Genomic DNA, 20,490 nt, shown 5'->3' with positions numbered 1-20,490 from the left:
CCCTCCTTTAGTGGGTTTTGTTCCATTTGCGGACGTTGCGCTCGATTTGGCTAAGGTGCTTTTGGACGTGCTCCACAATCAAATGATCGATAATGAATTGCAGCGGTTGGCCGTTAAATTTGGGGTTCCGGCTTGGCGCGACAACGGACAAGTCATGTTCATCGAGCTGTTGGAACAAATGCTCCACCGCAGCCGGAATCGTTTTCAATTGCGCCAACAATTCTGCCGTAGACAAAGCATTGACATGCGTTTCGGCGACAGCGGCCAGCCGGGTTTCATCCGTGAGCCCGCGCCCCCATGTGACGGAGGCATCGTGCTTAATCCGTTTGATTTCCTCAATCCAGTACGGAATCGCTTCGTTTAAATGGGAGAGGATTTGTGCAACCGACCACTCATCCGCCGACGGTTTCCAGCGGATCAGTTCTTCAGAAAGAGATTGCACGAGTTCGGCAATGTTGTCGATCGTTTCTTTGACCGTTGCGGTTGAAGATTGTAAGAGTGCTTTCGTCATGACGGCATCTCCACCTTTTTCACCCGATTTTCCAATGCACCGATCTTATCGACCTCGATGCGGACGACATCCCCGTCTTTTAAGAACACTTGCGGATTGCGAGCCACGCCGACGCCGCCCGGAGTGCCGGTGAGAATGACATCGCCTGGTTCGAGCGTCATTAAACCGGATAAAAATTCAACGAGATACGGAACAGTAAACACTAAATTGGCGGTATTGGAGCGCTGGCGCTCTTCACCGTTGACAAATAAGGCGATGCCCAGCCCTGACGGGTCGGTGAGTTCATCGGATGTGACAAGCCATGGCCCCATCGGTGCGCTGCCATCGACCGTTTTTCCTTGCAGCCATTGCAGAGTGCGCCGCTGCAAGTCACGATATGTGACGTCATTGACAATCGTATAGCCGGCGACATAGTCAAGCGCTTCAGCTTGCGACACATTGCGAGCCCGCTTGCCGATCACAAACGCGAACTCCGCTTCATAGTCGAGCTGCTCGGAAATCGGATAGAACGGGATGTCGTCTTCCGGGCCGATGACTGTATTGGCGAATTTGGCGAATACGACAGGATAAGACGGGATTTCCCGACCCATTTCCAAAATATGCTCCCGGTAGTTATGGCCGACGCAAATCATTTTCCCAGGGGTGGGAACAGGGGCGTTCAGTTTCACTTCTTCCCGTTTGAACACAAGTGGGACATCGCTGTCATGGGAAAGGGCGAATTCCACCGCCTGTTTCGCATAGTTCATGCTTTCTTCGCCGCCTTGTAAAAAGCCAACGATATCATTTGGGACGTAGGCGTCGGCGATTTGTTGGGCGCGCAATTTGCCTTCGGCGCGCAATTTCTCAACAAACGCGCAGTGAAGATCAATGATGTAACCGCTTTCCACCACCCCGATACGGGTGAAGCCATCCTTCGTAAACGTAATAAGTTTCATCGTTCAACTTCCTTTCGCTTATCATCTAGTGGGCATTCCATTCTTTTAATTCATAGATTGCTTCGTTCGGGTCGTTCATCGGATCGCGGCGCACGATCGCTTCCGCTTCGCTGTATGAAGAACATTGCAAAATGTAGGCGCCGCCTGTTTGGTCAGTGAACGCCCCAGCGGAAACGAGTGTGCCGGACTCCCGCAAACCAGCTAAAAAATCACGGTGGGCGGGAAGAGTGCGTCCAGTAAAGTGCTCCGTTCTGCGAATAAAGACGAGATATTTGTTCAAGTCACGCCCCCCTCTCTTATGTTCACTATTTGATAACAATGTTATCTATTTATAGAATATTTTAATGTTTGTAGTATTGTCAATATTTATTTTCAAAAAAATGAAAAAACCAAAAACAAATCAACAAACATTGATTTTTTCACATGCGGCTGTTACATTCGTTAAAGAGGAAAAGAAAAAAAGGGGAACGACGATGGTGAAAACGGAAAAGAGTGCGAATGTCATTCAGTCGCTGCAAGTTGGCATGAATATTATTGATATTGTCGCTACGCAAAACCGGCCGTTAAAATTCACGGAAATTCAAGAATTATCGGGGATTACGAAAAGCAATTTATATAAATACTTAAATACATTGACCATGCTCGACTTATTGTATCGCGATAAGAAGAACGGCACGTATTCGCTCGGCGGAAAGTTCATGGAATATTGTGCAGCGGCGTTAGGGGATCGGAATGTAATCGGAAAGATTACACCGTATTTGCGTGAAATCAGCGCCCGCACGTCCCAAACCGCCTTGCTTGCGCTTTGGACTTATGACGGGCCAGTCATTGTCGATATATGCAGCGCCAACTATGGACTGAATATTGGGGCGCAAGTAGGAACGAAACTTCCACTCTTGTCGGCGACAGGAAAAGTGTTCGCGGCGTTTAAAGATGAAAGCGACCCACAAGTAAAAGAGTGGAAGCAAAAAGAGTTGAACAAGTTAGCGAATGAACGCCGCCAGCAGTTGGAGAAAGAGATCGAAAACATTAAACACCGCCTTTTCTCCCGTGCATTAGAACCGTTAGTGAAACATGTTTCGTCGTTTAGCGTCCCGATTTTCGATTTCCAACGCGACCTTGTCGGTGCAGTGACCGTTGTCGGATTCACCGAACAAATCCCGCAGACGGCGGAAGAGGGAGTGGGAAAATATATTATGGACGCTGTGCTTGAGATTTCCAAATCGTTTGGATTTGTTGCCGGTTAGCTGTGAAAAGCTAGCCGGTTTTTTTAATAATCAACTATAAGAAATATTAAAAATGTTTTGACATGAAATATGGGAGTGTTATATAGTGAATATAGTTCTCTATTTATATAAATAATCAAAGGGTGGTGAAAGGAAGGGAAGCGACCGAAGGGAGGTCATGCCGCCGAATCGCGGACATTTTATGCATTATGGCAGGGGAAAGGTTCCATATTTATGAAAGCGATTCCGATGTGCAACACGAAAAAGGGGTGGGGGTCTTGCAAACGGTTCATTTAGAACAAATCATCCATGCAAGTAAATTTAACCGTTTTCATTTTTGGCTCGTCGCTTTATGTTTTCTCATTATTTTGTTTGATGGGTATGATTTAGTCGTTTACGGAACCGTGGTGCCGGTATTGATTAAAGAGTGGCAGTTAAGCCCGGTTGAGGCGGGGGCGATCGGCAGCTACGGATTGTTTGGGATGGTATTTGGGGCTGTTTTATTGGGGATGATGGCCGACCGGTACGGAAGAAAGCCGGCAATTATTCTTTCCTTATTCTTGTTTAGCTTTTTTACGATGCTTTGTGGGTTCGCGGACAATCCAACGATATTTTCTGTGTATCGCTTTCTCGCCGGCCTTGGGCTCGGGGGGATTATGCCGAACATTACTGCGCTATTGACCGATTATGCGCCGGCACGGTTGAAAAGTTTATTGGTCACGGTTGTGTTATGCGGCTATTCGGTCGGCGGCATGCTGGCGCCGGTGTTTGGCATGACGCTGATGCCGGTGTTTGGCTGGGAAGCGGTGTTTTGGGTAGCCGGTATAGGGCTGTTGTTTATCCCACTCGTCTATCAGTATGTCCCGGAAACAGCCGCACGTCTTGTGCAAACCGGAAACAAAAAAGAAATCATCCGCGTGATGGCAAAAGTGAATCCGGAAGTGACTTTGTCAGAAAGAGACGAGTTCATGATAGACCACCAGGCGGGGGCGAAAGTGCCGGTTGTAGAGCTGTTTAGACAAAAGCGCGCATTCAGCACGATTCTGTTTTGGACAACCTATTTTATGAGTCTATTAATGGTATACGGTTTAAATACGTGGCTGCCGAACTTAATGATCAAAGCCGGATACGGCTTGAACTCTAGCTTGGCTTTTTTGATGATTTTACAAGGAGGTTCCATTGTCGGGGCGATTACGATCGCCCGCTTAAGCAGCACATATGATTTGAAGAAAATGCTTTCCTTTATGTACGCTATCGGCGCCGTGGCAATGACACTGCTTGGGATGGGCGGAAATGTACTGTACATTTATGTGCTTGTCGCCATCGCTGGAGCCAGCTCGGTTGGAGCGCAGCATTTGATCCAAGCCTACGTTTCTCAATATTATCCGCCCTCTATCCGTTCCACCGCGCTCGGCACGGCATCGGGAATGGGACGCTTCGGCGGCATGTTCGGACCGATGATCGGAGGATGGCTGTTATCGATGGCACTGCCGACTCAAGTGAATTTTCTCGCCTTCGCCATCCCAGGAGTGATCGCCGCCGCCGCGCTAGCGATGGTGCCGGCTCGATTGGCGTATAGCGGCGGGGGTGAGGATGCGCACAGTGAACATCAATTAAAGGCGAACGCATAGTCTTTCGACGTGCTTTTACACAAGTAACCACAACTAATTTTGAGGAGTATGGAGGGGAGTTCGTTTGATGAAAAGGATGCTGCACGTATTGGCTATCGCTTTTGTGGTCTTTTTGGCTGCTTGCAGCAATGACAATAGTGAAACAAATGGGAAAAATGGTGAAGCAACATATGTATTTAAGCTCGGACATGTGACGCAGGAGTCGCACGTTTGGCATCAGACGGCGTTGAAATTTGGCGAAGAGCTTGAAAAGTTATCAAACGGGAGAATGAAGCTGCAAATTTATCCAGCTTCCCAGCTAGGACAAGAAAAAGATATGGTTCAACAGTTGGAAACCGGATCGTTAGATTTTGGATTTTTGACAAATGCTTATATGAGTACGCGTGAACAGTCGCTAAATGCCTGGTTTATGCCATTTGTGTTTTCGAATTTGGAGGAAGCGGCTAAGATGAGGGGATCAGCTGTTGCCAATGAGATGTTAAAAGAGCTAGAGTCGCAAGGATTGATCGGCTTTGACTTTATTTTCGCTGGAAATCGTCATGTTTTGATGAAGGACGGTTTTGTCAACTCACCTAATGATGTAAAAGGAAAGAAAATACGGATTATCGGCAGCCCAGTTATGCAAGATTTCTGGAAGGAAATCGGCGCCGGGCCGACTGCCATGCCGCTGTCTGAAGTGTACACCTCGCTGCAAACAGGGGTGATCGACGGGGTGGATATCGATTTAGACGCCTTAGTGACAGAAAAGTATTATGAAAATGCGAAATATTTAACCATCACAAACCAGATGACATTTCCGGCAGTTGTCGTTATGAGCAAGCAAAAGTTTGATAGCCTCTCTCTTGAAGATCAAGAAATCGTCAAAAAAGCGATTCAAGCAGCATGTGATTGGGGGGTGAATGAAGCGATCGCAAGGGAGACAAAAAATCTAGAAACATTAAAATCAGCGGGTGTGCAAGTTCATCAACTAGAGCAGCTAGGCGATTTTGAAAAGGTAGCCAAGAAGATACAAGAGAAGTACGCGAATGAATCACCAGTGATTAAAAAATTTTTAGAAGAGGCTTTGCAAAAATAAACGAAATAAGAAGAAGTAGGGATTTCTTTTAAAGTGGAAATCCCTACTTTGGTTGTCATTGGAAAGTAGTTTTTTGTCTTAGACAGGGGGGGATAGCAATGGAGTTTATTCATCGATTAAGCAATGCCGTTTATGCGATTGAAAAAGTGTTGGCGATCATTTTATGCGTGATTATGCTTATCTCATTGTCATTAGGGGTGGTTTATCGGTACTTGCTTAGTTCACCGTTGACATGGTCAGAGGAAGTTTCTATTTTTTCATTAGTATGGCTCACGTTTATCGGGGGCAGTATGAGTATTAAAAGAAAAGAGTATGCGGCGGTTACGATTGTGATGGACAAGTTGCAAGACAGAGTTAGAAAGAGATTGCTAAGTTTAAGTTTCCTTATTGTATTTGTTTTTGTGCTATATATTTTCTATTTGGCGATTTTATGGGTCTCATCACCAACGATCATGTTGCAGTATTCGAATGCCATGCGGTTGCCAATGATTATTCCGTATTTGAGTGTGCCAGTGAGTTTTTTGTTTATGGTGATTCATTCTCTTGACTTATTTCTTAGTCAAGGCTTTCAAAAGAGAGGGGAAGAATAGGAATGGTTGTTGCATCACTCATTTTTATTATCCTATTGCTATTGCAAGTCCCCATTTCGTTCGTATTAGGAATCACAACGATCATATATATTCTTTTGTCAGGAAACGCGGGGTTGTTGGCCACTGCTCCGCAACGTTTGTATTCGGGGCTTGAAAATTATGGGTTGCTGGCGATTCCACTTTTTATGATGGCCGGCGAGTTGATGAACTCCGGCGGCATTACAAAACGGTTGATTGATTTTTCTAAAACGCTGGTCGGCCATTTCCGTGGTGGATTAGCTTATGTCAATGTGATTTCCAATATGTTGTTAGCCTCAATTATTGGTTCAGCGACTGCCCAAATCGCCATGATGAGTAAAGTGATGGTTCCTTCCATGGAAAAAGAAGGATATTCTCGGGAGTTTAGCGCGTCGACTACCGCGGCGGCTGGATTGCTAGGCCCAATTATCCCCCCGAGTATGTTATTTATTATTTACGGCGTGGCATCTGGGGCTTCGATTGGCGACATGTTCTTGGCTGGCATTACGCCTGGGATTTTGCTCGGCGTCGCTTTTGCTCTTTTGATTGCATATGTCGGGTTCAAACAACAATGGCCGACACACCAACGGGCGCCATTCGTTGCAGTGGGAAAGTCGTTTTTCAATGTCATTCCTGCCTTACTTGTCCCGATCATTATTATTGCAGGGATTTTAAGCGGGGCGTTTACGCCGACTGAATCGGCAGCTGTTGCCTGTGTTGTAGCGCTTATTGTAGGGGTGATGTACAAAGAATTGAAATGGAAACATATCCCTTATATTATGATTAATACTGCTGTGTCGACGGCAACAATTACGATGTTAATTGCCATGGCCAACTTGTTTGGCTGGATGCTTTCGTTTGAACAAATCCCGCAGTCTATCGCAACATGGATGACATCATTAACGGACAATCCGTGGGTGTTTCTATTCATCGTTAATATTTTTCTGTTAATCGTGGGAATGTTTATGGACGGCATTGCAGCCCTGATTATTTTAGTACCTGTATTCGCTCCGTTGTTAGCAAGTTATGGTATTGACCCGATTCACTTTGGAATTATTATTTGCATCAACTTAACGATTGGATTGTTGACTCCCCCCGTTGGAGCAGGTTTATATATTGCCTCGGCCCTTAGCAATGTGAAGTTGGAGTTGTTAACAAAGGCTATTTTGCCGTTTTTAGCGGTTTCGATTGCCACACTGTTTGTGATTACCTATTGGCCGCAAATGGTTCTATGGATCCCCAACGCCTTAAAATGAGGGGATGTAAGGCGACAGAAGCCAACAAAAAAGCTGTGCAAACGGAGCACGTTTAGTGCTCCGTCTTGTACAGCTTCATTTAGTTTGCCATTATTGTTCCTGCAAGAAATATTTCTCAATATCGTCGAGCATCAGATGGGCAGCGAGCACACCGCCAGCCGTGTTCCAAATCGTGTCGCTCACTTTGTACACTTTGCCTTGTTTCGCGACATTTAAGTTTTGGAAGAGCGGGTCGTTGATCCATTCTTTTTCGATTTCGCTTGCTTTGCCGTCGCCGGTTTCATATGTAAAGTAGAACAAGATATCGCCATCCATGGCTGGGATGCGTTCTTTCGTCACGCCGGTTTCCGCAAAGTCGTTTACGTTTTGCGATTCCGGGCGGGCGAAGCCGAGTTGGTCTAAAATGACGCCGGAGAACGAGTCTTTATGGTAAATGCGCACGTCGCCGGCCATAAAGCGGATGATCGATACTTTCATCTTCAGCTTGTCACCGAGTTTTGCTTTTAAGTCTTCGATGCGCTTGTCGTATTCAGCGATGACTTGCTTTCCTTTCTCTTCTTTGTTCACGGCTTTCGCATAGAGCATGAAGTTGTCTTTCCAGTTGCCGCGCAGCGTTTCCGCAAACACAGTCGGAGCGATTTGTTTCAGTTGCTCGTAAATTTTTTCATGGCGCATTTTGTTTCCGATGATTAAGTCTGGTTTTAACGCGGCGATCGCTTCCACGTTTGGCTCCGATTCGAGACCGAGCTCTTTGACGCCATCCATTTGGTCTTTAATGTGGTCGTACCACGGATCGCCCGTCCACGATTTGACCGCGCCGACCGGCTTCACGCCTAGCGCGAGCAGCGCTTCCGTTCCTTCGTTCGTTAAAATGACGACCCGTTTTGGCGTCCCTTTGATTTCTGTTGTTTCCATGGCGTGTTCGACCGTATAGCTTCCTTCAGATTTCGGTTCCTTGTTTTCCGCCGGCTCGGCCGTTTCTTCCTGTTTTCCGCCGCAGCCGGCAAGAAGAAGGAGAGAAAGGATGAAGGCGGACAGAAGAGTGAGATGTTTCCGTTTCACAGTGAAATCCCCCTTTATTGTTGATAATGAGTTTCATTTACGCTAATATCATAAATAACAGCGATAATCATTGTCAATAAAAAATGAAAAAATCATGAGAATATCATAAAAAAGATGGTGAAAAATATTGACGATGAGAGTCATTATCAAATAGACTTAACGTATAGATATAGAATGAATGAAGCAAGGGAGATCGCGGGGGAATGTTCGCAACAAACCGTCAAAAAATGATTGGCCTCATCGGTTTGCTGATAGTGCTGCTTGCCGCCATGTGGATGAGCATCGTTTGTGGATATACCGACACGAGTTGGCGGCAGGCGGTGGCGGCTCTTATCGACAATAACGGATCGAACGCCCATTTAGTCGTGGCGACGGTTCGGCTGCCGCGAGCGTTGATTGCGGCTGCCGTTGGCGCCAGCTTGGCGATGGCCGGAGCGCTCATGCAAGCGCTGACGCGAAACCCGCTCGCTTCGCCAGGCATTTTTGGCATTAACGCCGGGGCCGGTTTTTTCATTGTTGTGATGGTCACCTTTTTTTCCATTTNTTTTCGGCGTTGTTTTCAGCTTGGCGATGGCCGGAGCGCTCATGCAAGCGCTGACGCGAAACCCGCTCGCTTCGCCAGGCATTTTTGGCATTAACGCCGGGGCCGGTTTTTTCATTGTTGTGATGGTCACCTTTTTTTCCATTTCTTCATTGCAAATGTTGTCATGGATCGCGTTTATTGGGGCGGCGGCCGCGGCGGCGATCGTGTTTGTGATCAGCGCCGCAGGGAAAGACGGGCTGACGCCGCTCAAAATGACGCTTGCCGGCACGGCGGTCGCGGCTTTATTTGCCTCGCTGACGCAAGGGATGCTGGCGATGAATGAAAAAGCGCTTGAAGAAGTGCTCTTTTGGCTGGCCGGGTCGGTCGCCGGCCGGAAGCTCGAGCTGTTGGCAGCCGTCTTTCCGTATTTGGCCGCCGCCTGGCTTGGGTCCATGCTGCTGGCGCGCCATGTCAACATCTTAATGATGGGAGACGATGTAGCGAAAGGGCTCGGGCAGCGGACAACCTTCATTAAAGCGGCCGCCGCTCTCTTAGTTGTCCTGCTCGCCGGCGGTTCGGTCGCTGTTGCCGGTCCGATCGGCTTTATCGGCATCATGGTGCCGCATATGGCGCGGGCGCTGGCCGGCGTCGACCACCGCTGGCTGCTTCCGTATTGCGCCTTGCTTGGCGGGATTTTGCTTCTTATGGCCGATATTGGGGCGCGCTACGTTCTGATGCCGCGCGAAGTGCCGGTCGGCATCGTCACCGCCTTGCTCGGCGTTCCATTTTTCATCTACATTGCCCGCAGGGGGATCGCCGCAAAATGAAAAAATACATCACGGTCCGAATGGGAAAACACATCTCGTTTTTCTATGACAAAAAAGCTGTTGCGGTGCTCGCCGCGCTCATAGCAGCGGCCGTCTTACTTTTCCTGATCAGCATTGGCAGCGGCGAAATGCGCATGTCCCCGCTTGAGGCCGCTGCCGCGCTGTTCGGATACGGAGAGGAAATTCATCAGACGGTGATTGTGACGTTCCGCCTGCCGCGTGTGCTTGTCGCTTGGTTGGCCGGAATGGCGCTGGCTGCCGCGGGTGCCATTTTGCAAGGAATGGTGCGCAATCCGCTCGCTTCGCCGGATGTGCTCGGCATCACCGGCGGAGCGGCGGCCGCGGTCGTTGGCTTTTTGGCGCTGTTTAGCGATGAAAACAACTCTTTGACCGTCAGCATCCACTGGCTGCCGCTTGCCGCCTTTCTCGGCGCAGCGGCCGCTGCTTGGCTCGTGTATATGCTGGCGTGGAAAAACGGCCTCGCCCCGCTTCGGCTCGTGCTTGTCGGCATCGGCGTTTCTGCGCTCATGCAGGCGTTGACGACACTGTTGATGATCACAGGACCCATCTATCGGGCGAGCCAGGCAAACGTGTGGATTACGGGCAGTGTGTATGGAGCTTCTTGGCAGCACGTTTCGCTCATGGCGCCATGGGTCATCGGACTGCTCCTTGTGGCGATATTGGCCGCGCGGCATGTCAATGTGCAGGAGCTGGGCGATGAGCTGGCGATTGGGCTTGGCGGCGCGGTCGAACGGCAACGGCTAGGACTTGTTTTGCTTAGCACCGCGCTCACCGGCGGCGCGGTCGCTTTCGCCGGCGGCATCGGCTTTGTCGGGCTGATGGCGCCGCATATGGCGCGCCGCCTTGTCGGTTCGGCGTTTGGCGCTCTTCTTCCGACCGCTGCGCTGTTAGGCGGTGTGTTCGTCATGGGGGCGGATTTGGCTGGGCGGCTGCTTTTGGCGCCGACGGAAATTCCGGCTGGAGTGTTTACCGCGGCGATTGGAGCACCGTATTTCATTTATTTATTGTACCGAAGTCGGAAATTATAAGGAGGGATGCGCATGCATGGGTTGCAGGCGAAAGAGTTGACGCTATCCTATGGCGAGGCGATCGTTATTGACCGTTTAGACTTGACGATTCCAAAAGGAAAAATCACGGTGTTCATCGGCGCGAACGGCTGCGGCAAGTCGACGTTGCTGCGCGCCTTGGCCCGGCTGCTAAAACCAACAAGCGGCGCTGTGCTGCTGGATGGAAAAGAAATCGCCAAACAGCCGACAAAAGAAATCGCCCGCCGGCTCGCCATTTTGCCGCAGTCGCCTATGGCTCCGGAAGGACTGACCGTGTTGCAACTTGTGAAGCAAGGGCGCTACCCGTATCAAACGTGGTTCAAGCAATGGAGTGACGAAGATGAGCGGGCGGTTGTGCGGGCCCTAGAGGCAACTGGACTCGCCGAATTCGCCGAGCGGCCGGTCGATTCGCTTTCCGGCGGACAGCGCCAACGCGCATGGATCGCCATGACATTAGCGCAAGAAACAGACATCATTTTGCTTGACGAGCCGACGACGTATTTGGATCTCGCGCATCAAATTGACATTTTAGATTTATTGTTTGAGCTGAATGAAAAAGAACGGCGGACGATCGTCATGGTGCTTCACGATTTGAATTTAGCGTGCCGTTACGCCCATCATCTCGTCGCCATTCGCGATAAAACGGTGTATGCCGAAGGAAAGCCGGAAGACGTCATTTCCCGCCAGCTCGTGAAAGATGTGTTCCAAATGGATTGCCAAATCACGTACGATCCGATCTTTGGCACCCCGCTTTGCATTCCGTATGGGAAAGGACGGCGAATTTTACAGAAAGAAGGCGTATCGTGATGAGACTGCGTGAAGACGAAATGAAAACGTTGGAAACGTACCGTTTTTCAAGCGGGGCGGCTGATGTCTCGTCGTCGATGTTGTTTGCTTGGCTGCTTCATGACGACGGGCAGCTCGCGAAGTATGTCGCGCACGTCCGCACCGAGATGGGAGCGGCAAATGACGCCGTTGCGGCGTCGATGCTCGTCAAACGATTAAGCTTTTTGGCACCGATGGCGCTATACGCCATGTCGGTATGGAACAAGCGGCTTGTGCTCGATCCTGGACGAATTTGGCTTGACACGGACGGCGAAGGGGAGATGTGGATGCCGCGGTTTCGCTTTGAGCCGCCGGAAGCGGAGGCGTGCGGCATTGAGCGCAGCCGCTGGCGCGAGCAAGTCGTTCGCGACGTGTTCGCCGGCTTGTTCGCTCCGCTCATCGCTCGGTTGCGGCGTCTGACGCGCATATCGCCGCTCGTCTTATGGGAAAATGTCGCGATTTACGTGTATTGGGTATATGAACGTTGGCTTGAGGATGAGTCGCTTGCCCCGGTCGCCGACCGGCTGCGCGATGATTTCCGCTTCCTTATTCATGAAGCCGACGGCCGCCTGTTTGGACAAAAAGACAACCCACTTCGCCGCTTTTTTAAAGGAGCAAGCGGCATGCAGCGGACGACGTGCTGCCTGTACGTGCACACAAAAGGAGGGACGTGCTGCCAAACGTGTCCCACTCGCGCCCGCCAGCGGCAAACCGGGTGACCGGAAGGCCGCCGGTGGGCAGTTCCATATTTTTGACAAAATGTTTGCGAAATTTGTTGATTTTTGCCGTGATTTTCGTGAAAATGGAAGTGTGGACATCGCTTATTTTGGTGAAACGGCGAGGTAGCAATTGCATGGACAAATATACGGCCTTTTTCCATCACTTCACAGAAGCAGTGGTCATCTTGAATTTGCAAGGCGTGATCATTTACAACAATCCGGCTTTTGCCGGCTTGGCGCTGAGTGAAGAAGAACAGAGGACGCTGTCCGTCGAAGGACGGGCGTTGGTTGAACGGGTGAAACAGCGCCCGGCTGCCTTTCGCTGGGAGTTGCTTGACGGCTTATTGGTTGCAGGCGTGTCGCCGATCATCGGTGAAAACGGACAGACGGCCGCCGTCTTATGCGTTCTTCGCCGCCAAGCGGAGGAGAGCGGCCTGCAAGCGCGGCTTGCCGAAGCGGAACGGCGTCTGCAGCTGATTGTTGAGCATTCGAACGATTACGTGTTGATTTTTTCTCCCAATCGTGAGTTGTCATACATTCCGCCGTCATGGAAGCGAAAAACAAACAATTTTCGGCGGCATTTTATCGGCATGGCNGGAGAGCGGCCTGCAAGCGCGGCTTGCCGAAGCGGAACGGCGTCTGCAGCTGATTGTTGAGCATTCGAACGATTACGTGTTGATTTTTTCTCCCAATCGTGAGTTGTCATACATTCCGCCGTCATGGAAGCGAAAAACAAACAAGCGCCTTCCAGTGTCATACGAAGAGGTGCTGACATTTGTCCACCCTGATGACGCCCCGGTCGTGGCACAAAAATTGGCTGAGCTGTACGATACATACGAGACGCAATCCGCCGAATTTCGCAAGCAAGGCGAGAAAGGCGAATGGGTTTGGATGGAGGCGCAAGGGAAGGCGATCATCGATGAAGCGGGGACGCTCGATTGCGTCATTGTGACCGTGAAAAACATCAGCGAGCGGAAGCGGTACGAAGAAAAGCTGCGCCAACTTGCCTATTTCGATTCGCTCACGGGCATCGCCAACCGCAGCTATTTCGAGTGGCATATTCATGAGCTGATCGCGAGTCAGACGCCGTTTGCTCTTTGTTATTTGGATTTTGACAAATTCAAATGGATCAACGATCATTTTTCCCATCAAGCCGGCGATTACTTTTTGCGCGAGGCGGTCAAGCGCGTCGAGCGGGCGTTGCGTCCCGGCGACTTTTTTGCCCGCATCGGCGGTGATGAGTTTGTTCTCTTGCTGCCGAACATAACGAAAACAGAGATGACCGCCTTGGCGGAACAGCTTGTCAGTTCGTTTCACGAGCCGTTTTATTACGAAAAACAGCTGATTCAATCAACATTGTCGATCGGCATCGCTTTTTTCCCGAAAGACAGCGATCGGATCGAGCAAGTGATGAAATATGCCGATCAAGCGTTGTACGAAGTGAAAGAGCGGGGGCGGAACGGCTATGCCTTTTACCGGCCGACCGAGCATCGGCATGCGGTGATCGAGCAAGATTTGCCGTTTGCCATTATGCGCGGGCAGTTGTATTTATGCTATCAGCCGAAAGTGCAACTTGCTAAAGGAAAGGCGATGGGGGTTGAGGCGCTTTTGCGCTGGCGTCATCCGTCGCTCGGTGAAATTCCGCCGCTCGATTTCATTCCGTTGGCGGAGGAAAGCGGGTTTATTTTTGAAATTACATTATGGGTGTTGGAACAGGCGTCCCGTCAAGTGAAAGAGTGGGAAAGAAAATTTCCGGGCCTCAAGCTCGCAGTCAACTTGTCGCCGTTTTTGCTCAATCGTCCGGAGCTCATCGAGCATGTGAAGCGCATTTTGCGGGAGACGGGGCTTTCGCCCGATCGGCTCATTTTGGAAGTGACCGAAAGCGGACTGATGGAAAACATCGAAACAGGGCAGCACATTTTAACCGAATTGCAACGTCTCGGTGTGCAGGCGGCGATCGATGACTTTGGAACCGGTTTTTCATCATTGGCTTACATCCGCAATTTGCCAGTGTCGCTGTTGAAAATCGACCGCAGTTTCATTGAAGGCATTGCGGAAAACTCGAAAGATGCAACGATTGTTGATACGATCATTCATTTAGCAAAAAGCCTGGATATTGAAGTATTGGCCGAAGGGGTGGAGAGTGAATCGCAAGTGGCGCTTCTTTCGCAAATGCATTGCGACTATGCACAAGGGTTTTACTTCAGCCGCTCGCTCGAAGCGGAAAAGTTGCAGCAATGGCTTGAGGAGTACAACCGCACGGCTTGCAATGGGCCTTCGTCATAAGTCGGTCATTTCCACTCATGAGTTTCCTCGGCTTGCCGCAAACTACACTTGATGACTAGGCAAGAGGAGGAAAAACCATGGAATTTGCGCCAAGAAGCGTTGTGATCGAGGAGTTCATCGACACGCTCGAGCCGATGATGGAAGCCTATGGACTCGACCAAGTCGGCATTTTTGAAGAGCATGGTGAAGGCAATCGCTATTATGTCGGCTATACGATCAACAAAGACGATGAGATGATCACCATTCACATGCCGTTTGTAAAAAACGAACGCGGTGAACTGGCGCTTGAGAAGCAGGAATGGACCGTTCGAAAAGACGGTCGGGAGAAAAAAGGCTTTCATTCGCTGCAAGAGGCGATGGAGGAAGTGATTCATTCATGATAAGCGGCCGGGCTCGGCCGCTTTTTCGCCATCGAAAGGGAGAGGAGCATGATTGCGGAACTTCACATAGCAGACGACGAAACGGCCGTTAAGGTGCTGCACCTACAGCGGCGCGCGTATACGATCGAGGCGCAGATCATCGGCAGCACGGCGCTCCCGCCGCTTCACGATACGATCGCTTCTCTGCAACGATGCGGCGAGCGCTTTTTCGGCTATTTTCAAGGGGAACGACTCGTTGGGGCGATCGCTTGCAAGCGGAATGGGAAGACGCTTCGCCTTTGCCGGCTGATGGTCGATCCGGATTGTTTCCGCCAAGGGATCGCCAGCGCGTTGCTCGACTTTGTCATCAAGCAAGAGCCGTCGATAAGCGAGATCGTCGTGACGACCGGAAGCGGCAACGCGCCGGCCATTCGCTTTTACGAACGCCATGGGTTTCGTGCCATCGAGCGCATCGAAACGCCGGAAAGAATCGAGTTAACGAAACTCGTGAAACGAAGCGGATGACACGCGGGTACGAGTTTCCGGTTGTGTATGATGCCGATTTTGGCCATACAGATCCAATGGCAGTGTTGCCAAAAGGCATTCAAGCAGAGATGAAAACGGACAAAAGCGGATCTGTTGCGTTTCGCTTGCCTGAGCGGGCGGTTGAATGAGAGGTAGATTAATAGAGAGGAGACATGAGGGAAGACATGGCGACAACCTTGTATTTGACCAGACATGGGGAAACGAAGTGGAACGTCGAAAGGCGGATGCAAGGCTGGCAAGACTCGCCGCTCACGGAAAAAGGGCGGCAAGACGCCATGCGGCTTGGAAAGCGGCTTGAAGCGGTGGAATTGGCCGCGATTTACACAAGCACAAGCGGCCGGGCGCTTGAGACGGCGGAGATTGTCCGCGGCGGGCGGCTCATTCCGATCTATCAAGACGAGCGGCTGCGCGAGATTCATCTTGGCGATTGGGAAGGAAAGACGCATGACGAGATTCGGCAAATGGATCCGATCGCGTTCGACCATTTTTGGAACGCGCCCCATCTGTACGCTCCACAGCGAGGCGAGCGGTTTTGTGACGTGCAGCAGCGGGCGCTTGAAGCGGTGCAGAGCATCGTTGATCGGCACGAGGGAGAAACGGTGTTAATCGTCACTCACGGCGTCGTGCTGAAAACGCTCATGGCGGCGTTCAAAGACACGCCGCTTGACCACCTGTGGTCGCCGCCGTATATGTACGGCACGAGTGTGACGATCATTGAAGTTGACGGTGGGACGTTTCACGTGGCCGTTGAAGGAGATGTGTCACATATTGAGGAAGTAAGGGAAGTATAGCGCTGAATAATTGATTAAGACAGGAAGGACGGACGCTTGACCGTTGCCCGTCTTTTTTTTTTTTTTGTGAAACAACAGCTTCTTAAATATAGGTCATAACGATCCATCGCAACAATGTTGGATGGCTGACTCCATTGTTACGTAGGGGTTGCGGCTATGAAAACGGAGATGTCTATGCATCATCATCCGTTTTTTGTTTGTCTGTCGATCGCTATTTCATTTTTCGCTTCGTTTTTGACATTGTTTATCCTGTTTGTTGCCTGCCGTGTAAAGAACGATCAGTTTTTAAAAAAGGCGGTTCGTTCCGTTGTCCTGGGAGGAGGAATCGCAGCAATGCATTATATATCGATGAAAGGAACATTGTTCCAACTGCCTTATGGCCAAGAAATAATGCGAGCGGAATCGGCATCCTTGATTTCGGTTAATAGTTTGGCTTACATCCTCGCTTTTATTACAATGGCTATATTGATCATGACTAATGTAATTGCTTATCTCGAACGGCGTGAAGTTTTGCGAAAAAAAAAACTTTACTGAAGCTCATTACAAATGTTTAGTCGATTACAATCCGCATCTTGTGTTGTCTGCTGACCTTAAGGGGGAAATTGTAAGCATCAATCCAAAGGCGATAGAGATCCTGCAGGTTCATCAAGATGCACCGTTGACCAGTTTATACGACCTATTTTATGAGCATGATGATGAAAAAATTGATGAATGCTTAAGAAAAGTAGAAAAAGGTCAATCATGTTTCTTTAAGGCTTCAGTGAAAACGTCTCGGGAAGAAAGAGTCATCATGGAGTTTACTTTTATTCCGATAGTGGAAAAGAAAGATGTCATAGGGTTGTTTGTGGTGGGAAAAGATATTACAGAACTAATAAAATATCAGGAGCGCATCAAAAAAGTGCAACGAGATTTATGGAATGCCATGTGCCAGCAGCAAGGCATGATTTTTAAATTTGTGAAAAGAGGGGAAAGTTTTATTCATACGTTATGCGGCGGGGAATTACTCAATAATTTCGGCATAGATCCTAAACAAGTGCTAGGTAAGAGATTACATGATTTTTTACCGGAGCCTATTGCCGATCAAAAAGAACAATATTATCGGTATACATGGGAAACCGGGGAAACATTGTACTATGAGGGGAATATAAACGGGATTGATTATTTAGTCAGTTTACGTCCCATAAAAAAAGATGGCAAAGTGATTGAAGTGGTTGGTTCGGCGATCGATATTACAGAAAGAAAAATGATGGAACAAGAGATGCTGCGGGCAAAAGAGGAGGCGGAGAAGGCCAACCAGGCGAAATCTAATTTAATTTCACGCATGAGCCACGAAATTCGAACGCCATTGAACGGAGTGCTAGGGTTCGCCCAATTGTTGGAGATGGATCCTTCCTTAAAGGGCCGGCAGCGGGAGTTTGTGCAAGAAATATTGGGAGGTGCCCGCCATTTATTAAATTTAATCAACGAAATGTTAGACTTGGCAAGGATCGAAACAGGAAGGCTGCCCTTAACTTATGATGTAGTCCATCCAGACGACATTATTAAAGAAAGCATTAAATTAGTCGAACCGTTAGCCAATAAGAAAAACATCGACATTCAAGCTCGATCGAGCTTCAGTGAACAAGTGTATTTATACACAGATGCGACGAGAGTGAGACAAGTGTTATTAAACTTGCTTGACAATGCCATTAAATACAATCGTGATGGCGGTACCGTCCTCATTGAAGGGAAATATGATCAGGAAAAAGTGGTTATACATGTAAAAGATAATGGGATAGGCATCCCGGATGAAGAACAAGAAAATATCTTTGAACCATTTTATCGCATAAAAGGCACTCATGTCGACGGCAATGGCATTGGGCTCGCTTTTGTCAAGCAGATTATCCGTCTTTTGGGCGGCACGATTGAGGTGAAAAGCAAGTTGGGCGTGGGAAGCGACTTTTCGTTCAGTCTTCCGGCTGTCAGTTATTTTCACAGCTGGCCGCATTCATCACGAAACAAACCGGTGAATCAGGAGAGGCTATTGAAGCTTGGAAACAAAAAAATTTTATACATCGAAGATCATATATCCAACTTGAAACTGTTGGAGCATATCTTGAAGCCGTTTCCCAATCTTTTGTTAACGTTTGCCTGCAATGGCGGCGAAGGCTTGCAAAAGGCTATCAGTGGCTGGTTTGATTTGATTCTCATCGATATTCATCTCCCAGATATAAGCGGATATACGGTGTTGGAAATGTTGCAAAGCGATGAACGAACAAAGCATATTCCGATGATTGCGCTCAGTGCCAATGCGGTACCAAAAGAGATTGAAAGGGCTTTAAAAGCAGGATTTACGGATTACATGACAAAACCGTTGGAGGTAAACGTGTTTCTTGAAAAACTAATACACATATGGGAGGAAAAGCGCCCTCATAAGTAAGGGGCGTTTTTGCATTTTATGACAAAAAATAACGAAAACGAGAGTTGAACATGTCGTAAAAAGTCGAAAAAAAGGTTTTATATGTCCTTTTGTGTGCTTCTAAAGTCTGTATAGATGCTTCATGTGCGAGAATGGAGTTAGACAGGTACATGAAAAAAGGTTAAGGTTAAAACAAAAGGTGTATTAGGTGAATTGTCCCATTCATCGATGGTGTGTATAGGATTAAATGACTATGGAAGGATAGTGAAAGCGTGATCCCGGTCTCTATCAGAGAAATGATCGACAAACGACAGTTTGAACATGTTTACCAGCCGCTGTGGGACTTGTTTAACTGGAGCATCTTTGGATATGAATCGCTGTTGCGGGTAAACGGGATCAATAACGTTGAGCATCTTTTTCAAAAGGCTCGGGAGGAAGGATGTTTATACGAACTCGATCTCGCACTGCTGGAAAGTTCCATCTTTCAGTTTCCTTTTTTAGAGAATAAGGGAAGGCTGCTTTTTTTGAATGTATATCCCTCTACTATTTTGCATCATGAATTTAAACCGTTTTTGGAAAGAGTAGTTGAACGCTTTCCGTATATTGAAAACCGAATTGTGTTCGAATTGAACGAGACAAAAGAAGAAGAGGGTATATGGAAGGATGGAGAGTTAAAAGCAGCTATAGAGTTGATGAGAGGGTATGGTTTTTACATTGCTATTGACGATGTTGGCAAAGGGGCATCGACCTTGCAAAAAATTATTGAATTGCAGCCTGATTATGTGAAGTTGGATCGGTACTTTGCTCAAGGGCTGGCAGCCAATGAAGAAAAACAAAAAATGGTCAGTTTGTTGGCAAGCTACTGCGGCCGCAAAATGGTGCTCGTTTTAGAGGGAATTGAGGAAGAAGTGGATCTCGCCCAAGCGAAGCTTTTGAGAGTGCCGGCAGCGCAAGGGTATCTTTTAGGAAAACCGGGTAAGTTAACATAAGCAAAACATCAATGTTGGCAGGTGTATAAATATTGCTTTACTTAACACGTACAATTGCATTTTCGGCAGCACACCGGTATTGGATTGAGGATTGGAGTGTGGAAAAAAATAAAGCTGTTTTTGGCCTATGCAGCAACTTGAACGGGCATGGCCATGATTATCAGCTTGACGTGACGGTAAAAGGGCTTGTCAATCCGCTCACCGGTATTGTCGTTAATATCACTCAAGTCGATGCCATTATGAAAGAAGTAGTTTCTGCCGAATTAGACGGAAAATTTCTCAATCAAGAACATCCATATTTTCAAATACATATTCCGACGACTGAGATGATGGTCACGTACATTTGGGATGTTTTGCAAGGAAAATTTAGCTGCTGTCAACTTTGCAAAGTGAAACTGCAGGAAAATGAGACGCTTTATGCAGTCAAGGAGGAACAAGAGTTGGTCCAATTGACGAGAAGGTACTATTTCAGCAGCGCCCATCGGTTGCATAGCGATCAATTGACTAATGAAGAAAACCAAAGGTTATTTGGCAAGTGCAATAATCGTTACGGCCACGGCCACAATTATTGTCTGGAAGTCACTGTAATCGGAAAACCCGATCCGATTACTGGGATGGTGGTAAACTTAGCGGAATTAGATGAAATTGTAAATAGGGAGGTTTTAGTGAAATTTGATCATAAACATCTTAACCTGGATACAGATGAATTTAAGCAAATCAACCCGACGGCAGAGAATATAGTGATCGTCATTTGGGAGCTTCTTGCCCCGCATCTTTCGTCTCTTTATAAAATTGGACTATGGGAGACACAGAAGAACTATTTTGAATATTTCGGACCGCATAAGGAGAAGTAAAA

19 protein-coding genes and 5 pseudogenes are annotated in these 20,490 nt (G+C 48.4%); 20 read left to right on the top strand and 4 right to left on the bottom strand.

The window, feature by feature from the left end; genetic code table 11:
* Positions 1-7: 7 nt before the first annotated feature.
* The 3 genes from T260_RS127530 to T260_RS127540 are packed head-to-tail and all read right to left on the bottom strand — an operon-like array spanning position 8 to position 1,726.
* Positions 8-511: a DinB family protein gene (locus T260_RS127530; RefSeq protein WP_023634131.1), complete on the bottom strand. Its 504-nt coding sequence runs from the start codon at positions 509-511 to the stop codon at positions 8-10.
* Entirely contained in the window at positions 508-1,446 is a 939-nt protein-coding gene (locus tag T260_RS127535; protein WP_023634130.1) for a fumarylacetoacetate hydrolase family protein, read from the bottom strand. Before T260_RS127535 ends, T260_RS127530 begins: the two co-directional genes overlap by 4 nt.
* Before the next feature lie 25 nt (positions 1,447-1,471).
* Positions 1,472-1,726 carry a YciI family protein gene (locus T260_RS127540; RefSeq protein ID WP_023634129.1) on the bottom strand — a complete coding sequence of 85 codons (255 nt, stop codon included), beginning with the start codon at positions 1,724-1,726 and terminating at the stop codon, positions 1,472-1,474.
* 193 nt (positions 1,727-1,919) lie between these two features.
* On the opposite strand from T260_RS127540, the gene T260_RS0120470 reads away from it, so the two are divergent.
* The 5 genes from T260_RS0120470 to T260_RS127560 all read left to right on the top strand — a co-directional run bounded on the left by T260_RS0120470 (position 1,920) and on the right by T260_RS127560 (position 7,242).
* Entirely contained in the window at positions 1,920-2,693 is a 774-nt protein-coding gene (locus tag T260_RS0120470) for an IclR family transcriptional regulator (RefSeq protein ID WP_031212880.1), read from the top strand.
* A gap of 257 nt (positions 2,694-2,950) precedes the next feature.
* On the top strand, positions 2,951-4,303 hold the full coding sequence (locus T260_RS127545) for an MFS transporter (RefSeq protein WP_031212879.1): 1,353 nt from the start codon (positions 2,951-2,953) through the stop codon (positions 4,301-4,303).
* A gap of 67 nt (positions 4,304-4,370) precedes the next feature.
* Entirely contained in the window at positions 4,371-5,378 is a 1,008-nt protein-coding gene (locus tag T260_RS127550) for a TRAP transporter substrate-binding protein (protein WP_023634127.1), read from the top strand.
* A gap of 98 nt (positions 5,379-5,476) precedes the next feature.
* Positions 5,477-5,968 carry a TRAP transporter small permease gene (locus T260_RS127555; RefSeq protein ID WP_023634126.1) on the top strand — a complete coding sequence of 164 codons (492 nt, stop codon included), beginning with the start codon at positions 5,477-5,479 and terminating at the stop codon, positions 5,966-5,968.
* A gap of 2 nt (positions 5,969-5,970) precedes the next feature.
* Complete coding sequence (locus T260_RS127560) at positions 5,971-7,242, top strand: TRAP transporter large permease (RefSeq protein ID WP_023634125.1); 1,272 nt, start codon at positions 5,971-5,973, stop codon at positions 7,240-7,242.
* Positions 7,243-7,332: 90 nt separating this feature from the next.
* Here T260_RS127560 and T260_RS127565 read toward each other — a convergent pair whose 3' ends face one another.
* Positions 7,333-8,304: an ABC transporter substrate-binding protein gene (locus T260_RS127565; protein WP_023634124.1), complete on the bottom strand. Its 972-nt coding sequence runs from the start codon at positions 8,302-8,304 to the stop codon at positions 7,333-7,335.
* Between the two features lie 203 nt (positions 8,305-8,507).
* On the opposite strand from T260_RS127565, the pseudogene T260_RS01000000138030 reads away from it, so the two are divergent.
* The 15 genes and pseudogenes from T260_RS01000000138030 to T260_RS127615 all read left to right on the top strand — a co-directional run.
* A pseudogene (locus tag T260_RS01000000138030) lies at positions 8,508-8,834 on the top strand (iron chelate uptake ABC transporter family permease subunit); the annotation flags it as partial.
* 31 nt (positions 8,835-8,865) lie between these two features.
* Positions 8,866-9,654, top strand: a pseudogene (locus tag T260_RS0120460) (FecCD family ABC transporter permease); the annotation flags it as partial.
* Positions 9,651-10,703 (top strand): FecCD family ABC transporter permease, encoded by a 1,053-nt coding sequence (locus T260_RS127570; RefSeq protein ID WP_014195636.1) that lies wholly within the window; start codon positions 9,651-9,653, stop codon positions 10,701-10,703. The pseudogene T260_RS0120460 and the gene T260_RS127570, both read left to right, overlap by 4 nt.
* A 12-nt stretch (positions 10,704-10,715) precedes the next feature.
* The gene (locus T260_RS127575; protein ID WP_011230957.1) at positions 10,716-11,528 is read left to right on the top strand and encodes an ABC transporter ATP-binding protein; all 813 of its coding nucleotides are present in this window, start codon (positions 10,716-10,718) and stop codon (positions 11,526-11,528) included.
* Entirely contained in the window at positions 11,528-12,265 is a 738-nt protein-coding gene (locus T260_RS127580) for an IucA/IucC family C-terminal-domain containing protein (protein WP_014195638.1), read from the top strand. The genes T260_RS127575 and T260_RS127580 overlap by 1 nt, the downstream gene beginning before the upstream one ends.
* Positions 12,266-12,399: 134 nt before the next feature.
* A pseudogene (locus T260_RS1000000140635) lies at positions 12,400-12,819 on the top strand (PAS domain-containing protein); the annotation flags it as partial.
* 43 nt (positions 12,820-12,862) lie between these two features.
* Positions 12,863-14,551 (top strand): annotated as a pseudogene (locus tag T260_RS0120450) (putative bifunctional diguanylate cyclase/phosphodiesterase); the annotation flags it as partial.
* A 77-nt stretch (positions 14,552-14,628) separates the two neighbouring features.
* Positions 14,629-14,931 carry a DUF5634 family protein gene (locus T260_RS127585; RefSeq protein WP_013145569.1) on the top strand — a complete coding sequence of 101 codons (303 nt, stop codon included), beginning with the start codon at positions 14,629-14,631 and terminating at the stop codon, positions 14,929-14,931.
* Between the two features lie 48 nt (positions 14,932-14,979).
* Positions 14,980-15,435 carry a GNAT family N-acetyltransferase gene (locus T260_RS127590; protein WP_011230961.1) on the top strand — a complete coding sequence of 152 codons (456 nt, stop codon included), beginning with the start codon at positions 14,980-14,982 and terminating at the stop codon, positions 15,433-15,435.
* The gene (locus T260_RS127595; RefSeq protein ID WP_013145567.1) at positions 15,432-15,584 is read left to right on the top strand and encodes a peptidase U61; all 153 of its coding nucleotides are present in this window, start codon (positions 15,432-15,434) and stop codon (positions 15,582-15,584) included. The genes T260_RS127590 and T260_RS127595 overlap by 4 nt, the downstream gene beginning before the upstream one ends.
* A 36-nt stretch (positions 15,585-15,620) precedes the next feature.
* On the top strand, positions 15,621-16,247 hold the full coding sequence (locus T260_RS127600; protein ID WP_031212871.1) for a histidine phosphatase family protein: 627 nt from the start codon (positions 15,621-15,623) through the stop codon (positions 16,245-16,247).
* 150 nt (positions 16,248-16,397) lie between these two features.
* Positions 16,398-16,781, top strand: a pseudogene (locus T260_RS127605) (hypothetical protein); the annotation flags it as partial.
* Positions 16,732-18,666: a PAS domain-containing hybrid sensor histidine kinase/response regulator gene (locus T260_RS1000000138905; protein WP_081712614.1), complete on the top strand. Its 1,935-nt coding sequence runs from the start codon at positions 16,732-16,734 to the stop codon at positions 18,664-18,666. The pseudogene T260_RS127605 and the gene T260_RS1000000138905, both read left to right, overlap by 50 nt.
* Before the next feature lie 251 nt (positions 18,667-18,917).
* Positions 18,918-19,634: an EAL domain-containing protein gene (locus T260_RS127610; RefSeq protein ID WP_011230965.1), complete on the top strand. Its 717-nt coding sequence runs from the start codon at positions 18,918-18,920 to the stop codon at positions 19,632-19,634.
* Positions 19,635-19,666: 32 nt separating this feature from the next.
* Positions 19,667-20,488: a 6-carboxytetrahydropterin synthase gene (locus T260_RS127615; protein WP_023634121.1), complete on the top strand. Its 822-nt coding sequence runs from the start codon at positions 19,667-19,669 to the stop codon at positions 20,486-20,488.
* Positions 20,489-20,490 lie beyond the last annotated feature (2 nt).

This window comes from Geobacillus thermopakistaniensis (assembly GCF_000498995.1).
In the GTDB taxonomy this organism is placed as follows: domain Bacteria; phylum Bacillota; class Bacilli; order Bacillales; family Anoxybacillaceae; genus Geobacillus; species Geobacillus thermoleovorans.
Note: the sequence above shows the minus strand (reverse complement) of the source record. Positions and strands in the feature narration are given on the sequence as shown.

Coding starts and splice junctions, on each gene's coding strand:
- T260_RS127600 (WP_031212871.1), top strand. CDS start 15,621: ATGGCGACAACCTTGTATTTGACCAGACATGGGGAAACGAAGTGGAAC.
- T260_RS127585 (WP_013145569.1), top strand. CDS start 14,629: ATGGAATTTGCGCCAAGAAGCGTTGTGATCGAGGAGTTCATCGACACG.
- T260_RS127590 (WP_011230961.1), top strand. CDS start 14,980: ATGATTGCGGAACTTCACATAGCAGACGACGAAACGGCCGTTAAGGTG.
- T260_RS127595 (WP_013145567.1), top strand. CDS start 15,432: ATGACACGCGGGTACGAGTTTCCGGTTGTGTATGATGCCGATTTTGGC.
- T260_RS0120470 (WP_031212880.1), top strand. CDS start 1,920: ATGGTGAAAACGGAAAAGAGTGCGAATGTCATTCAGTCGCTGCAAGTT.
- T260_RS127580 (WP_014195638.1), top strand. CDS start 11,528: ATGAGACTGCGTGAAGACGAAATGAAAACGTTGGAAACGTACCGTTTT.
- T260_RS127555 (WP_023634126.1), top strand. CDS start 5,477: ATGGAGTTTATTCATCGATTAAGCAATGCCGTTTATGCGATTGAAAAA.
- T260_RS127570 (WP_014195636.1), top strand. CDS start 9,651: ATGAAAAAATACATCACGGTCCGAATGGGAAAACACATCTCGTTTTTC.
- T260_RS127530 (WP_023634131.1), bottom strand. CDS start 511: ATGACGAAAGCACTCTTACAATCTTCAACCGCAACGGTCAAAGAAACG.
- T260_RS127560 (WP_023634125.1), top strand. CDS start 5,971: ATGGTTGTTGCATCACTCATTTTTATTATCCTATTGCTATTGCAAGTC.
- T260_RS127550 (WP_023634127.1), top strand. CDS start 4,371: ATGAAAAGGATGCTGCACGTATTGGCTATCGCTTTTGTGGTCTTTTTG.
- T260_RS127535 (WP_023634130.1), bottom strand. CDS start 1,446: ATGAAACTTATTACGTTTACGAAGGATGGCTTCACCCGTATCGGGGTG.
- T260_RS127575 (WP_011230957.1), top strand. CDS start 10,716: ATGCATGGGTTGCAGGCGAAAGAGTTGACGCTATCCTATGGCGAGGCG.